General features: G+C 62.8%; 17 protein-coding genes and 1 tRNA gene. 11 read left to right on the top strand and 7 right to left on the bottom strand.

The annotated features are described in order from the left end of the window. Positions 1-8: 8 nt before the first annotated feature. From V0R59_RS12885 to V0R59_RS12855, 7 genes are read left to right on the top strand one after another with little or no spacing between them, the layout of a single operon-like run. Positions 9-506 carry a hypothetical protein gene (locus V0R59_RS12885; protein WP_330076452.1) on the top strand — a complete coding sequence of 166 codons (498 nt, stop codon included), beginning with the start codon at positions 9-11 and terminating at the stop codon, positions 504-506. Beyond that, the gene (locus V0R59_RS12880) at positions 503-2,188 is read left to right on the top strand and encodes a DNA cytosine methyltransferase (RefSeq protein WP_330076451.1); all 1,686 of its coding nucleotides are present in this window, start codon (positions 503-505) and stop codon (positions 2,186-2,188) included. Before V0R59_RS12885 ends, V0R59_RS12880 begins: the two co-directional genes overlap by 4 nt. Then, positions 2,188-3,057, top strand: coding sequence for a DNA adenine methylase (locus tag V0R59_RS12875; RefSeq protein WP_330076450.1), 870 nt, complete (start codon positions 2,188-2,190; stop codon positions 3,055-3,057). The genes V0R59_RS12880 and V0R59_RS12875 overlap by 1 nt, the downstream gene beginning before the upstream one ends. Further along, positions 3,054-3,782, top strand: coding sequence for a hypothetical protein (locus V0R59_RS12870; protein ID WP_330076449.1), 729 nt, complete (start codon positions 3,054-3,056; stop codon positions 3,780-3,782). Before V0R59_RS12875 ends, V0R59_RS12870 begins: the two co-directional genes overlap by 4 nt. Next, on the top strand, positions 3,775-3,984 hold the full coding sequence (locus V0R59_RS12865) for a hypothetical protein (RefSeq protein ID WP_330076448.1): 210 nt from the start codon (positions 3,775-3,777) through the stop codon (positions 3,982-3,984). The genes V0R59_RS12870 and V0R59_RS12865 overlap by 8 nt, the downstream gene beginning before the upstream one ends. A 10-nt stretch (positions 3,985-3,994) precedes the next feature. Then, entirely contained in the window at positions 3,995-4,249 is a 255-nt protein-coding gene (gene xisR / locus V0R59_RS12860; RefSeq protein WP_330076447.1) for an excisionase family protein, read from the top strand. Further along, on the top strand, positions 4,246-5,475 hold the full coding sequence (locus V0R59_RS12855) for an Arm DNA-binding domain-containing protein (protein WP_330076446.1): 1,230 nt from the start codon (positions 4,246-4,248) through the stop codon (positions 5,473-5,475). Before xisR ends, V0R59_RS12855 begins: the two co-directional genes overlap by 4 nt. A 109-nt stretch (positions 5,476-5,584) precedes the next feature. On the opposite strand, the gene V0R59_RS12850 is transcribed toward V0R59_RS12855, so the two are convergent. Next, positions 5,585-5,674, bottom strand: a tRNA-Ser gene (locus tag V0R59_RS12850). 300 nt (positions 5,675-5,974) lie between these two features. Here V0R59_RS12850 and V0R59_RS12845 point away from each other — a divergent pair. The 3 genes from V0R59_RS12845 to V0R59_RS12835 all read left to right on the top strand — a co-directional run bounded on the left by V0R59_RS12845 (position 5,975) and on the right by V0R59_RS12835 (position 8,540). Beyond that, the gene (locus V0R59_RS12845; RefSeq protein WP_330076445.1) at positions 5,975-6,664 is read left to right on the top strand and encodes a crotonase/enoyl-CoA hydratase family protein; all 690 of its coding nucleotides are present in this window, start codon (positions 5,975-5,977) and stop codon (positions 6,662-6,664) included. Between the two features lie 114 nt (positions 6,665-6,778). Continuing rightward, positions 6,779-7,501 (top strand): lysophospholipid acyltransferase family protein, encoded by a 723-nt coding sequence (locus V0R59_RS12840; protein WP_330076444.1) that lies wholly within the window; start codon positions 6,779-6,781, stop codon positions 7,499-7,501. A gap of 67 nt (positions 7,502-7,568) precedes the next feature. After that, positions 7,569-8,540, top strand: coding sequence for a magnesium and cobalt transport protein CorA (locus V0R59_RS12835; protein WP_330076443.1), 972 nt, complete (start codon positions 7,569-7,571; stop codon positions 8,538-8,540). Here the strand turns inward: V0R59_RS12835 and V0R59_RS12830 are convergent. Next, positions 8,518-9,246, bottom strand: coding sequence for an amidotransferase (locus tag V0R59_RS12830; RefSeq protein ID WP_330076442.1), 729 nt, complete (start codon positions 9,244-9,246; stop codon positions 8,518-8,520). The two genes, V0R59_RS12835 and V0R59_RS12830, sit on opposite strands and share 23 nt — an antisense overlap. 522 nt (positions 9,247-9,768) lie before the next feature. Here V0R59_RS12830 and V0R59_RS12825 point away from each other — a divergent pair. Beyond that, on the top strand, positions 9,769-10,584 hold the full coding sequence (locus V0R59_RS12825; RefSeq protein ID WP_330076441.1) for a cytochrome c: 816 nt from the start codon (positions 9,769-9,771) through the stop codon (positions 10,582-10,584). On the opposite strand, the gene V0R59_RS12820 is transcribed toward V0R59_RS12825, so the two are convergent. From V0R59_RS12820 to V0R59_RS12800, 5 genes are all read right to left on the bottom strand, one after another. Then, complete coding sequence (locus tag V0R59_RS12820) at positions 10,568-11,362, bottom strand: transglutaminase family protein (RefSeq protein ID WP_330076440.1); 795 nt, start codon at positions 11,360-11,362, stop codon at positions 10,568-10,570. The genes V0R59_RS12825 and V0R59_RS12820 overlap by 17 nt on opposite strands. Beyond that, positions 11,359-12,309 (bottom strand): alpha-E domain-containing protein, encoded by a 951-nt coding sequence (locus tag V0R59_RS12815; RefSeq protein ID WP_330076439.1) that lies wholly within the window; start codon positions 12,307-12,309, stop codon positions 11,359-11,361. The genes V0R59_RS12820 and V0R59_RS12815 overlap by 4 nt, the downstream gene beginning before the upstream one ends. Before the next feature lie 3 nt (positions 12,310-12,312). Then, positions 12,313-13,722: a circularly permuted type 2 ATP-grasp protein gene (locus V0R59_RS12810; RefSeq protein ID WP_330076438.1), complete on the bottom strand. Its 1,410-nt coding sequence runs from the start codon at positions 13,720-13,722 to the stop codon at positions 12,313-12,315. Between the two features lie 204 nt (positions 13,723-13,926). Then, positions 13,927-14,256, bottom strand: coding sequence for a ribonuclease E inhibitor RraB (locus V0R59_RS12805; protein WP_330076437.1), 330 nt, complete (start codon positions 14,254-14,256; stop codon positions 13,927-13,929). Between the two features lie 174 nt (positions 14,257-14,430). Beyond that, positions 14,431-14,667 carry a hypothetical protein gene (locus V0R59_RS12800; RefSeq protein ID WP_330076436.1) on the bottom strand — a complete coding sequence of 79 codons (237 nt, stop codon included), beginning with the start codon at positions 14,665-14,667 and terminating at the stop codon, positions 14,431-14,433. Between the last annotated feature and the right edge of the window lie 94 nt (positions 14,668-14,761).

Genomic DNA, 14,761 nt, shown 5'->3' with positions numbered 1-14,761 from the left:
CACAGCAAATGCAAATACCCAACTACATGCTCGCCATCGCCGTCGCATGGATCTTCACCCTTTGCTTCCTGCCCACCCTGTTTGCCAGGGCGCGGGCGCGAGCCTACGAGCGCGGCACCACCGATGGCCTCACCCAGCGTGACGCGATGACCTGGAAACGCCTGCAGGATCTGGAAGTACAACTGGAAAACGCGGCGATCGATCGTGAGCAGGTGCAACGCACGCACCTAAAGAAGACCGCCGCGCTGCTCGGCACCATCAAAGACCTCGAGGAACGGATCAAAGCGTATACAGGGCTCGCAGTCACCGCGACCGATCACAAGCTGATCATCCAAGCCTCTGAAACCCTTGTTCTGGCTCGCCGCACTTGGGACGCGATGAAAGGCAGCGAGGAATGGCGTGATCGGGCCACCCGGGAATCGGAGGCGCTGGTGCGGCTGGCCGGACTAGTACTTGCCGAAGTACGCCGGAACGATCCAGCCGCCAAGACGGAGGACGCGGCATGACTCTGCGTAAGCACGTACTCAAGCACTTCCACATGTGCTGCGGTCTGGGCGGCGGCGCCAAGGGGTTCAACCGCGCGAAGCCCATCGTCGGCAACCTTCAGGCCGAGTGGCAGTGCCTTGGCGGTGTCGACGTTGATCCAGCTGGTCTGGCGGACTTCGAGCGCCTGAGTGGTGTGAAGGGTACCCTGCTGGACTTGTTCACACGCGATCAGTACACACGCTTTCATGGCAAGGAGCCGCCGCCAGGTTGGCAAGAGGCAACGCCCGAAGACATTCGCCGCGCAGCTGGTGGCCAGCGTCCGGACGCAGTGTTCATCAGCAGTCCTTGCAAGGGCGCGAGCGGTCTTCTGTCCGAGAAGATGAGCCAGACACCGAAGTACCAGGCGCTGAACGAACTGACGCTGCGATGCATCTGGCTGTTTGGCGAAGCCTGGGCGGACGACCCAGTCCCCCTGCTCGTGTTCGAGAATGTCCCACGACTGGCCACACGCGCTCGGCACCTGCTCGACCAGATCAACAGCCTGCTGGGGAGCTTCGGCTATGCCGCGGCCGAGACCACTCATGACTGCGGAGTGATCGGCGGGCTGGCACAGAGCCGCAAGCGCTTCCTGTTGGTCGCTCGCCACGTCGATAAGGTTCCTGCGTTCCTCTATGAGCCCGAGCAAAAGACATTGCGAGCAGTCGGCGACATTCTCAGCCGCATGCCGCTGGCAGGCGATGTCGAGGCAGGCGGCCCTATGCATCGGATCCCTTCACTCCAGTGGAAGACCTGGGTGCGACTCGCCTTGGTTGAAGCCGGGAAGGACTGGCGCAGCCTGAACGATCTAGCGATCGAGGACGGCTACCTGCGCGACCTGATCATTGTGCCGGAATACCGCGCCGGATACATTGGGGTTCACAGTTGGGAGAACAGCATGGGCACCGCGGCCGGGCGTTCCAGCCCAACGAACGGAGCATTCTCCGTGGCCGACCCCAGGAGCCCTGCAGGCGCATTACAGTACCAGCAGTATGGTGTCCGACGCTGGCAGGATACGAGCGGCGCAATCATAGGCGTCAAGAGCCCAGGGCAAGGAACATTCAGCATTGCCGACCCCCGCCCCAACTGGAACCGTCACAGCGGGAACTACCGGGTAATTCCGTTCGACAAGCCGTCAGGCACGGTCATCGCCGGAGGCAAAGGGGTTCAGGGCGGGCAGCTTTCAGTTGCGGACCCCCGGCCCGGCCTCAACCGCCTCAAAGGAGATCCGTGGGTCGCCGGTGGACACTACGGCGTGGTGCCCTGGACGGGGCCAGCAGGCGCGGTATCCGCCAGTGCGATGCACGACAACGGCCGCTGGAGCGTTGCAGACCCTCGACTGCCTGCTGCCAATGACCGCCTGACCTGCGTGATTCAGTCCCTTGACGGCACACACCATCGCCCTTTCACGACCCTCGAACTGGCTGCGATTCAGAGCCTTGTCGAACCCGAAGAACAACTGGAACTGGACGGCCTGAGTGACCAAGCCTGGCGCGAGCGGATCGGAAACGCAGTGCCGCCCTACGCAGCAGAAGCGATCGGTCATGTCATGGGCACCACCTTGCTGCTGGTCGCCCAGGGCGAAACCTTCGTACTCAGCAGCCTGCCGATTTGGGTACGCCCAGTCGCTGTCGGCCTGAGCGTCGCTCAACGGGAGGCTGCGTGATGGCGAGCGCAACCACAGCAGAGGTCAGGGCTCCGGTCATCCGCTACCACGGCGGCAAGTTCCGTCTGGCCAACTGGGTCATAGAGCACTTCCCACCGCACCAGGTTTACGTCGAACCCTTCGGCGGCGCGGCAGGCGTACTCATGCAGAAACCACGGGCACACGGCGAGGTGTACAACGACCTCGACGGTGATGTCGTGAACCTGTTCCGCGTGCTGCAGGGCGTCGAGACTCGCGCCATCCTGGTCGAGCAGCTTGTTCTCACACCTTACGCCCGGGAAGAGTTCGAACTTGCCTGGCTCGCGACGGAGGATCCCGTGGAGCGCGCACGGCGCACGATCATTCGAGCCCAGATGGGGTTCGGGTCGGCCGGGGCCAGCAAGGGCACGACGGGATTCCGAATCGACTGCGCCCGTCAGTATGGCACCGCGCAACAGCTGTGGGCTCGCTATCCGGATCAACTCGCAGCCGTCGGCCAACGTCTCGCCGGCGTCCTGATCGAGAACCGCCCGGCGCTGGAAGTGATGCTTGGGCACGACTCCCCGCGAACCCTTCACTACGTCGACCCGCCCTACCTGCATGACACCCGGGTACGCGGCGCCCAGTCCGGCCGCTACTACAGGCATGAGATGACCGACGAGCAGCACGCGGAGCTCCTGCAAACGCTGTGCTCGCTGAAAGGGATGGTCGTCTTGAGCGGCTACGCCAGCGAGCTCTACGCGGACGCCCTCCTGGGCTGGACGTTGAACTCAACGCAGGCCCGTATCAGCGCCGGACGGGGCGGAGCGACTCGCACAGAGTGCCTTTGGCTCAACCGGGCCTGCATGAACTCACTGCATCGTGGCGGACTACTGGAGCACACAGCATGAACATCGACTTGCACGAATTGAAGATCCTGGCCACAGCGGCCAAGTCCAACCCGTACGATGCGGTAGCAGGCAACGACTACGGTATGGCTATGCCGCCGGCGGTGACCCTGGGACTGATCGCAGAAATCGAGCGCCACCGCCAGAAAACAAACACCGAGGGCTGGAAGCCCGAGATCAACATCCAACCCTCTGACAGCCATACCGCCGCACCTACGGTCGTGCACGGCCTCAACAAAGCGGAGGGCGATCAGCCCGACCTCAACTTCCATCTTCTCCAGTTGGCCGAGCGCTCGTGCTCGCTGCTGGAGGACTGGGTGCAGCTTACAGACACGGCAAATGAAGCTCTGACCGAACAGATCAAGGCAACCAGGTCACTGCTCCAGTCGCAAAGTCCAACGTGGAGCATTGCGGTTCGAGACCTCCTCGCAGAGCGCCGCCGACAAGTTCGGGAAGAGGGTTACACGCCAGGGAAGGATGACCAATACACCTACGGCGAACTCGCCCAGGCTGCAAGCACCTATGCATTCTGGGCAGACCCTAGGGGCGCCCGCCCAGACGATCACATCGACTACCTCAATTCAGGACAACAAGGACTCTGGCCTTGGGCGAAAGAGTGCTGGAAGCCAACCAATCAGCGCCTGATGCTCATCAAGGCGGGAGCGCTGATCCTGGCCGAACTGGACCGCCTTGATCGGCGAGCAGCTCGCGAGGCACACCATGACTGAGCGCAGCCGCCCACGTTTGGCCACCTACACCCTCGACCTCAACGTCATGTGCGACATCTGCGGGAAGGCGAGATCCGCATACCGACACGACAAATGCAGCCGGATCCGCCAACAGCGTAAGAGCGCTGAGTGGGAATCCGTCATGGCCAACCAGGCCGCCAAGAAACTCCAGCAGGCGAAGGGCCTGCGCCCCCTGCGATAAGGAAAGCCCCATGGCCAAGAGCACCGTTGTACCAATTGATATCAAGCAAGCCGAACCGGCGACCAAGCATGAATTTTTCATCAACCCCGCCAACTGGGTAAGGCAAGAGCTGCTGTTCCCCATCTTTGGGCTGAGCACCGAAGCCGCCCGCAAGTACCGCACCAACGGCCTCTGGCTGGAAGGCCGACACTGGCGCTGGGATCCAGCTAATCGGGTCGTCTATAACCGCTCCGAAATCGAAGGCTGGATGGAAGGGAAGCCATGACAGAGAAGTTGCCTCGCGGCGTCGAACGCAACGGCAATCAACTGCGCATATCTTTCATGCTCCACGGCCAGCGGTGTAAAGAACCGCTGGCCGGCATCCTGAAGATCAACAAAGCCGCAATTGCCTACGCAGACAACAAACGCCGGACGATCCTTGCTGAAATCAAGGATGGGCGTTTCAACTACCTGGCCCATTTCCCAAACTCACGCCGTGGCGCCTTACTCAGCGGCCAGGTGGGAGTCGATCAAAACCGTTCCGTCAGTGACGGAGTGGGCCGCTGGCTCGAAGTCCAGATCGCGAAGAAAGCCAGCAGTACCAGCAAGAACTACGGCTACAAGGCGAAACACGTAACGGACAAGTTTGGTCCACGGCGCATTGTCGATGTGAGCAAGAGCGATCTTGAACTGTTCCAGGCGCAGTTGCTGAAAGAAGGACTCACCCCGAAAACAGTAAACGACATCTTCACCGTGGTCCGAGGGGTGTGGGGAGATGCGTTTGCGGACGGCGTGCTGCGAACCAACCCGCTCGATCGCATCAAGAACATCGAGCGCGATGGTGAAGACGAGTTCGCAGATCCGTTCACCAGGGAAGAGATCGAGAAGATCAGCGTCATCAAAGAGTGGAGGACCGAAGATGCAAACATGATCCTCTTCGACTGCTGGGCTGGACTTTCCGTTTCTGAACTAGTAGCCATCGGATGGGATGATGTTGATCTCGAAGCCGGTACCGTAAAGATCCAGCGCGCTCGCGTTTACAGCGAATACAAGGTTCCAAAAGAACGGAGCCGCATCCGGACCATCGAGCTGATCCAGCCTGCCCTGCAATACCTGAGGAAACAAGCGCAGTTCACAGCTGACATACCAAGCGTGACTATTGAGGTCGTGCAGCGCGACAACATCACCACCAAAAAGGAGCATGTTCGTTTCGTGTTCCGCAATGCTCACAGCGGCGGACCTTGGCACTCATCAAGCCTGGGACGCTGGTTCACTTCTCACCTGGTCAAGGTGGGAGTGCGCCACCGAGGGCCGAACCAGTGCCGGCATACGTTCGCGAGTCAGGCGCTGTCCAGTTACGTCCCGGTCGAATGGGTGGCCCGCCAGCTGGGGCATTCGGATACCACCATGGTGAAAAAGCACTACGGGCGCTGGATTCCCATGGACACCAAAAGCATGGCGACCATGGTTTCACAGATGATGGGTTTCGGGTCGGGCGAGAGCGGCGCATAGCGGCATGGATGACGCCAATTCCGTCCTAAAAGTGTCCTAAACCCGGAAGCTGAAAACAAAAAACCCCTGAAAACTCTAACGTTTTCAGGGGTTTTCAGTATTACGAAAGTGGCGGTGAAGAAGGGATTCGAACCCTTGATACAGTTTCCTGTATACACACTTTCCAGGCGTGCTCCTTCAACCGCTCGGACACTTCACCGGATCTCTTCAAGCCTTTCAGCCTGTCGAGGCGCGCTAATTTAGTCGAAACCTTTTCACTTGGCAAAGGTTTTTTTCAGAATTTTCAAATATTTATGCCGAAGCCCGGAAAAGCGCAGCAGGCCATGGCATTTCAGCCAATCCCTGGTGTGCCTTGCGGCACTTCTCCACCCTGCGCCCGGCGGACAAGGGTCATGGAGGAAACGATGACCAACCGGTCAGTCATCGTGCTTTACCTGACCGCAGTGGCTGGGTAACGTCTTGCCACTTTCTCGCCACTTCTCCTACAAGGAATCCCGTCATGAGTGAGCTGATTACCTACCACCTCGAAGATGGCATCGCGACCCTGACCCTGAACAACGGCAAGGTCAACGCCATTTCCCCCGACGTGATCGCCGCCTTCAATGCCGCGCTGGACCGCGCCAGCGAAGACCGCGCCGTGGTGATCATCACCGGCCAGCCGGGCATCCTGTCCGGTGGCTACGACCTCAAGGTGATGACCGCCAGCCCGCAGGCCGCGGTATCGCTGGTCACCGCCGGCTCGACCCTGGCCCGTCGCCTGCTCTCCCACCCGTTCCCGGTGATCGTCGCCTGCCCCGGCCATGCCGTGGCCAAGGGCGCCTTCCTGCTGCTCTCGGCCGACTACCGCATCGGCGTCGAAGGCCCGTTCAGCATCGGCCTGAACGAGGTACAGATCGGCATGACCATGCACCACGCCGGTATCGAGCTGGCCCGTGACCGCCTGCGCCGCTCGGCCTTCCATCGCTCGGTGATCAATGGCGAGATGTTCGACCCGGCCAGCGCCGTGGATGCCGGTTTCCTCGACAAGGTAGTGCCGGCCGAACAGCTGGTGGAAACCGCCCTGGGCGCAGCGCGCCAGTTGAAGAAGATCAACATGAGCGCGCACAAGAACACCAAGCTCAAGGTACGCAAGGCGCTGCTGGACACCCTCGACGACGCCATCATCCGCGACCAGGAACACATGGGCTGATCGCCCGCTCGCTCCGGCGTCCTGCTGCGGACGCCGGAGCACCCTCACACGGCGTTTGCCGCCCTTGGTGCACATCCGTACACTCCCTCGCGTTTTGTCGAGTGAGTCGTACGAATGCTCTTTATTCCCCGCATGCTTCTATTAGGCGTGCATTTCATCCTGGCGAGCCTGGTCGGCGTGGTCATCGGCCTGTGCCGTCCCTTCAATCCCGATAACAGCCGACTCTACGCGCGCCTGTACGCCTGGCCATCGAGCTGGCTGCTGCGCCTGAAGATCGAGGCCGAGGTCGGCCCGCTGTTCGACCAGCCGCCCGGCTGCGTGATCATCGCCAACCACCAGTCCAACCACGACCTGTTCGTCCTCGGCCACGTGGTACCGCCGCGCACCGTCTGCGTCGGCAAGAAGAGCCTGGGCTGGATTCCGTTGTTCGGCCAGCTGTTCTGGCTCGGCGGCAACGTGCTGGTGGACCGGGGCAACGCCTACCAGGCCCGCCGCGCCATGCAGCTCACCACCCGAACCCTGCAGGAAAAGCACACCTCGATCTGGATCTTCCCGGAGGGCACGCGCAACCCGGAGGAGCAGTTGCACCCGTTCAAGAAAGGCGCGTTCCACATGGCCATCGAAGCCGGCGTGCCGATTGTCCCGGTCTGTGTCAGTCGCTACGCCAGGCGCCTCAACCTCAACGGCTGGCGCCGGGAAAAGGTGATGATCCGCTCGCTGCCGCCGATTTCCACCACCGGCATGACCCAGCAGGACATCCCGGCGCTGATGGAACAATGCCGCACGCAAATGCAGACCTGCATCGACCTGATGGAGCGGGAGCGCCAGCGCGGCTGAGAAGTTGCCGTTTCGCCGCGGTCAGACCAAGCTGTCTGTCATGTCAACGCGGAGGATGCGCACAACCATGGGTCGAGTCGTAGCAGCGGCGGTGTACAGCGCCGGCAGGAAGGTCACCAACATCAGCCTCGACGAGGGCGCCGAATGGGCCAACAAGCCCGGGCATTTCGTCTGGATCGGCCTGGAAGAACCCAACGCCCAGGAACTGGCCAACCTGCAACGTCAGTTCAACCTGCACGAACTGGCCATCGAGGATGCCCTGGAAAAGCACAGCCGGCCGAAGCTGGAAACCTTCGGCGATGCGCTGTTCATCGTCACCTATTCACCGGTGCGCCAGGACGGCAGGCTGGAATTCATCGAAACCCATATCTTCGCCGGCAAGGGCTACATCATCACCTGCCGCAATGGTCATTCGAAGTCCTACGCGCTGGTGCGCCAGCGCTGCGAGGCACGCCCCCTGCTCCTGGAGCACGGCGAGGACTTCGTCCTCTACGCCCTGCTCGACTTCGTCACCGAGAACTACCAGCCGGTCAGCGAAGCCATCCACGGCGAGATCGAGGAACTGGAGCAAAGCGTGCTCGCCGGCTCGCTGGTGGAAGAGGATATCCGCCGCATCCACAACCTGCGCCGCGACATCCTGCGCCTGCGCCGCTACGTGGCGCCGATGGTGGAGGTCAGCGAAGAACTGCAGCGCCTGACCTTCCCCTTCATCGACAAGAACATGCGCCCGTACTTCCGCGATGTGCAGATCCATGTCACGCGGCAGATGGAAGACCTGGCGGGAATCCGCGACCTGGCCAGCCAGACCATCGAGATCGGCATGCTGCTGGAATCATCGCGGCAGAGCATCGTGCAACGCAAGTTCGCCGCCTGGGCGGCGATCCTGGCGTTCCCAACCGCAGTGGCGGGGATCTATGGCATGAACTTCCAGAACATGCCGGAGCTGAGCTGGCACTACGGCTATTTCGCCGTACTGGGGGCCATTGCGGTGGGCTGTGTCGCGCTCTATGGCAGTTTCAAGCGTTCGGGCTGGCTTTAGGCTGGGCGACGAAGCGCATCATCCATTCCGCGACGGTCTGGCCCTGGTGCTCTACCCCCAGGCTGTCGATGCCCTTGCGGTACACCGCCTCGCCCAGGCTGGCCTGGCGCAGGTCGAGCAGCGCGCGGGAATAGTCGTGGATGAATTCCGGGTGGCCCTGGAAGCACAGCACCTGGTCGCCGATGTGGTACGCGGCGTACGGGCAGAAATCGCTGGAGGCGATCACCGTGGCATTTTCCGGCAGGGCGGTGACCTGGTCCTGGTGGCTGATCAGCAGGGTCAGTTCTTCCACCTGCGGGCTCAACCATGGCGCACGGGCGGCCATCACGTAGCGGTGGGTGCCGACGCCCCAGCCCTGGGTCGCGCGCTCGGTCTTGCCGCCCAGCAGCAGGGCCAGCAACTGGTGGCCGAAACACACGCCTAGCAGCTTGTCGCCACGCTGGTAGCGATCCAGCAGGAATGCCTTGAGCTTGCCGATCCACGGATCGTCACCGAACGAATCGGCCTTGCTGCCCGTCACAAGATAGGCATCGAAGACTTCGTCTTCCGGCGGGTAGTGGCCATTCATCACGTTGTAGACGCTGAATTCGGCGGCGATCGGTTGCTGGGTGAACAGTTGCTCGAACATCCGTCCATAGCCCTGATACTGCTCGACCAGCTCGGGTCGCAGGACGTCGGTTTCCAGGATGCAGATGCGTAACGACATAGACTTGGCCCTGAACGACAGTGGTGAAAAAACACCGGTGAAGCCTGCCGCGAATCTTGGCAGCAGGCAAGCATTCCCTCGGACGAACGGTCATTTCCGTTCGATCCGTGCGTGTATCCCGCGCACGTGTCTAGTCAGGCACGTGGTACGCGGATGGCATAAAGCCTCATGAACAAAAGGTCTTTCACGACCAAAGTACAGACGAAAGCGTTCTAAAACAGCGGTAACGTAGCAGCACTTCAGGTTGTATACCCATTAACAGCAGGTCACGAAAACAGATGCCCACAGAGGCATTCGTGGCCACGGGACAAGGACGCCATCCGGCTCTCAGGAATAACAACAAAAAGGCAGACAGCCATGCTCAAACAACACAAGGTACGTCAGGCGGGACTCATCCTGTTCGCCACCACACTGTTGCTGATCCTCCCCAACCTCACGCGTCTGTTCGGGTGAGCGCTCGCCGTTCAGTGTCCGTTCATGGCTGGTGTATGCTGCCGACCCTCACTGGTTGGAGACTCGCCCATGCGCCGTTGCCTCATGCTCCTGCTCGCCCTGCTGAGCCTGCCGGCGCACGCCGCGCAACTGACCCTGGAGCTGGGCGGCACTAGCCGCCAGTGGGACAGCGAAGCCCTGCTCAAGCACCCGCAGGCCAGGGAGATCCGCATCGACCAGGACGTCTCCTACAACAAGACCATGCGCTACCGCGCCGTGCCCTTGGCCGCGCTGCTCACCGGCATCAGGCCGGAAGACCACCTGCAGGCCGTGGCCCTGGATGGCTTTGCCGCGGAAATGCCCGCCGGCCCACTGCTCCAGTCCGGCCCCGCGCAAGCCTGGCTGGCCGTGGAAGATCCGCGCCAGCCGTGGCCACCCCTGGGCCCGGACAAGCCGAGCGCCGGCCCCTTCTACCTGGTCTGGACCCGACCGCAAGCCAGCGGCATCAGCCCCGAACAATGGCCGTTCCAGGTCGCCAGCATCCGCCGCCTGGCCCCGGTGGCCGAACGTTTCCCCGCCTTGCGCCCGGCACCCGGGCTAAGCGCCAGCGACCCGGTGAATCGCGGCTTCGCCCTGTTCCAGAAGAACTGCCTGGCCTGCCACCGTCTCAACAACGCCGGCGATGCCCAGTTCGGCCCGGACCTGAACCTGCCGTACAACCCGACGGAATATTTTCACCCGGAATTCCTTCGCCGTTATATCCGCAATCCGCAGGATTTGCGGCAATGGCCGCAAGCGCGCATGCCGGGGTTCAGCAAGGAGGTGCTGACGGACGCCGACCTCGACGCCCTGCTCGCCTATCTCAGCCACATGGCCGGACGTAAAACCCCTACTGCTGCGCGTTGAACCCGGAGGTCACCTGCACGTTGGCGTGCATCTGCTCGTAGCCGCCGCCGCGCCGCATGCCGCGTACCGGGCAGGCATCCAGGTAATCCAGGCCCACCGCCAGCTTGAGGTGGCGTTCCGGTACCGCCAGCTGGTTGGTCACGTCGAAGCTGTACCAGGCGTCGTCCAGCCAGGCCTCGGCCCAGGCATGGCTGGCCATGTGCTGGCTGGCATTGTCGAACAGATACCCCGAGACATAGCGCGCCGGCACCTGCAGGCTGCGGGCGCAGGCAATGAAGGCGTGGGCATGGTCCTGACAGACACCCGCCGCGCCAGCGAAAGCCTGGGCGGCGCTGGTCTCCACCTCCGTCGCCCCCGGGCGGTAGGCCATGTGCGCGTGCAGGGCGCCCATCAGGCCGATCAGCGCGCCACGGTCGCGGTACTCGCCGCAGTGCTGGCTGGCGAAGGCGCGCAACGCGGCATCGGCTTCGGTCAGGCGGGTGAAGCGCAGGAACGGCAAGGGCGACTGGCTGTCCTGCTCGGCTTCGAGGTCGGGATCGATCTCCACTTCGCCGCGGGCGGCGATCAGCAGGTCGGCATGGGGTTCCTCCAGGCTCAGCACGTGAAGGATGTTGCCGAACGGATCGCGCCGGGCCTGTACCGGGCGCGGCAGGTCCAGTTGCCATTGCAGCACCTGCTGGCGCTGGTTGTCGGGCGGGGTCAGGCGCAGGTACTGGATGCTGGTACGCACCTGGTCTTCATAGTGGTAAGCGGTTTCGTGGCTGATTGTCAGTCTCATACGACCTCCAGGTAAGCGCTGTGGATGGCATTGCCCAATTCGCGCACCAGCGGGATGTAATGGTTCAGCCAGGGGTGCAGGCCCTGGGACAGGACTTCGTCGATGCCGGTGTAGCGCAGCCTGGCATCCACCTCCGCCGCCAGGCGCTGAGCCGGGCGGCCGTTGCTGCCGGGCAGGCTGGCCAGGATCTGGTCGATTTCCTCGGTGCAGGCGCGCAGGGAACGGGGCACGTCGGCACGCAGGAGCAGCAGTTCGGCTACGTGGCGCGCCGTGGGGGCGTCGCGGTAGATCTCGGTATAGGCCTCGAACGAGGACAGGGCACGGAGCAAGGCGCTCCATTGGTAGTAACCACGGGCGGAGCTGTCGCTGACATGCTCCGCCGCCTCGCCGAACATCTCGTAGCGCGCATCGAGCAGGCGCAGGGTGTTGTCGGCGCGCTCGATGAAGGTACCGAGGCGGATGAAACGGAAGGCATCGTTGCGCATGATGGTGCCGTAGGTGGCACCGCGGAACAGGTGCGAGCGCTCCTTGATCCACTCGCAGAAGCGACTCATGCCATAGCGCCCCAGGCCCTGCTCGGCGATGCCGCGGATCTCCAGCCAGGTGGCGTTGATGTTTTCCCACATGTCGGCAGTGATCTTGCCGCGTACCGCATGGGCACAGGCCCGCGCCGCGCCGAGGCAACTGTAGATGCTCGCGGGGTTCTCGGGGTCGAGGGCGAAGAAATGCAGCAGGCGTTCGGCATGCAGTTGGCCATGCCGGTCCAGGTAGTCGTCGAGGGTACCGGTGATGCGCAGGGCCAGGGTCATTTCGTCCAGGCCGTCGCCACGGCCATCCTGCGGCATCAGCGACAGCGAATAGCTGACATCGAGCATGCGCGCGAGGTTTTCCGCGCGCTCCAGGTAGCGCGACATCCAGTACAGGTCGGAAGCGGTTCTGCTGAGCATGGTTCAGTCCTCCACCACCCAGGTGTCCTTGGTGCCGCCGCCCTGGGACGAGTTCACCACCAGCGAGCCCTCGCGCAGGGCCACCCGGGTCAGACCGCCGGGCACCACGCGGGTATCGCGCCCGGAGAGAACGAACGGCCGCAGGTCGATATGGCGCGGCGCGATGCCGTTCTCGACGAAGGTCGGGCAGGTCGACAGGGACAGGGTCGGCTGGGCGATATAGGCCGCCGGACGGGCCTTGATGCGTTCGGCGAACGCGGCGATTTCCGCCTGGGTCGAGGCCGGCCCCACCAGCATGCCGTAGCCGCCGGAACCCTGGGTTTCCTTGACCACCAGCTCCGGCAGGTGCGCCAGCACATGGGACAGCTCGGCGGGATTGCGGCATTGCCAGGTGGGCACGTTGTTCAGGATGGGTTCCTCGTCGAGGTAGAAGCGGATCATGTCGGTGACATAGGGGTAGATCGACTTGTCGTCGGCGACACCGGTGCCGATGGCATTGGCCAGCACCACGTTGCCGCAGCGGTAGGCGGAGAGCAGGCCGGGCACGCCAAGCATGGATTCCGGGTTGAACGCCAGCGGGTCGAGGTAGGCGTCGTCGAGGCGGCGGTAGATCACGTCAACCGGCTTCGGTCCGCCGGTGGTGCGCATGAACACCCGTTCGTCGCGGACGAACAGGTCGGCACCTTCCACCAGTTCCACGCCCATCTCACGGGCGAGGAAGGCATGCTCGAAGAAGGCGCTGTTGAAGCGTCCCGGGGTCAGCACCACGACACTGGGGTTGTCCAGCGGGCTTGCGCTCTTCAGGGTGTCGAGCAGCAGGTTCGGGTAGTGGTCGATGGGGGCGATGCGCTGGGCGGCGAACAGCTCCGGGAACAGGCGCATCATCATCTTGCGGTCTTCGAGCATGTAGCTGACCCCGCTGGGGGTGCGCAGGTTGTCTTCGAGGACGTAGTAGGTGCCATCGCCATCGCGCACCAGGTCGACCCCGGCGATGTGCGCGTAGAGTCCGCGGTGCAGGCTCAGGCCCTGCATCGCCAGCTGGTACTGGTCGTTGGCCAGGACCTGCTCGGCGGGAATGATCCCGGCGCGCAGGATGCGTTGCTCGTGGTACAGATCGGCCAGGAACAGGTTCAGCGCCTTGACCCGCTGGATGCAGCCGCGCTCCACCATGCGCCATTCGCTGGCCGGGATGGCCCGCGGAATGGTGTCGAAGGGGATCAGGCGCTCGGTGCCCTGTTCGTCGCCGTAGAGGGTGAACGTGATGCCGGCGCGATGGAACAGCAGATCGGCCTCGCGGCGGCGTTGCGCCAGCAGTTCCGGGGGCGTTTCCCCCAGCCAGCGGGCGAATTCCCGATAGTGCGGACGGAGCTGACCGTCGGCGGCGTACATCTCGTCGTAGAACTTGCGAATCATGCCGAACTCCTTGTCACCCGTGCACGAACCTCATCGCAAGGCCCGTGCCATCGGCAATAAGTCCTTCAAATCAAGGAGTTGAAAAATCTGAGAAAGGTCGTCGCACCAGACTTGTGCAGCCGTGTCCACGACCGTGGGGCACACGCTTCATTGCGAAGCGCAGGTTGGCCCGGGGCTGCGGCAGGCGCCGCCCCGGGAGGGGTTTCAGGTCATCAGTCGTTCCTGCTTGACGCCCCAGCCCTGGGCCTCGCCGCCGAGCGGCCGGATCACTGCCTCGAAGTCCTGCTCGAAGGCGCCGATGCCACCGTGGGTGGCGTACATGATCTTGCTCAATTCCAGTTGCCAGCCTTCATCGCTCTCGTGCACCAGGGCACACAGCGACTCGCCACGAAACTTGCCTGCAGCCCTGCGCGCCCGGTCCTCGTCCGGGAATACCGCGTAAAACTCGATGGGATGGATTTGCGTGAAGTCGAAGCCGCCTTCTTTCATGCGGCGCAGTACGGTGCTGCTGATGTCTTCGTACAGGTTGCTCATGAATCGTCCTCCTCACTCACGATGGATAGACTTTCGATGCGTTCGCATCAACCCTGCTGCCCTGGCGGGCGGGGTTCTCGAGCGGATGTAACGACGGCAAAGACCGGCGCCGGAAAAACGACGGCCTTGTTTGCAGCGTAGCGTCAGCCTTGGCACATCGCCAGCTGAGTCGATTCAGGCTTTCTCGGCGATTCCGGTGATTTCCACGCCGCTCTGCTCCTTCAGCCACTTGGCGGTCGGGCAATCGGCGCGGTCCTGGAAGTCGTTGAGGTCGAGTTCATCCATGACCGGGAACAAGTGGCCCCTGATCCGCCGCGCAGCGTCTTCGATGCTCGGACGGTTTTCGCAAGCGAACAGCAACGAGGTGCGTTCGCCCTTCTGGTCCACGAAGGTGATTTCCCACTCTTTCATCTGGCGTAGTCCTCGAATGGAAGTACGGGGTATTTCCAGCCTACCTTCCGTTGACCATGGCCAAGGGGCGTTGTTCCAGTTGCGTGGCGCCAGC

It is taken from the genome of Pseudomonas ulcerans, assembly GCF_036324125.1.
GTDB classification, from domain to species: domain Bacteria; phylum Pseudomonadota; class Gammaproteobacteria; order Pseudomonadales; family Pseudomonadaceae; genus Aquipseudomonas; species Aquipseudomonas ulcerans.
The sequence above is the reverse complement of the archived record's forward strand: the minus strand, read 5'-3'. Positions and strand labels throughout refer to the sequence as shown.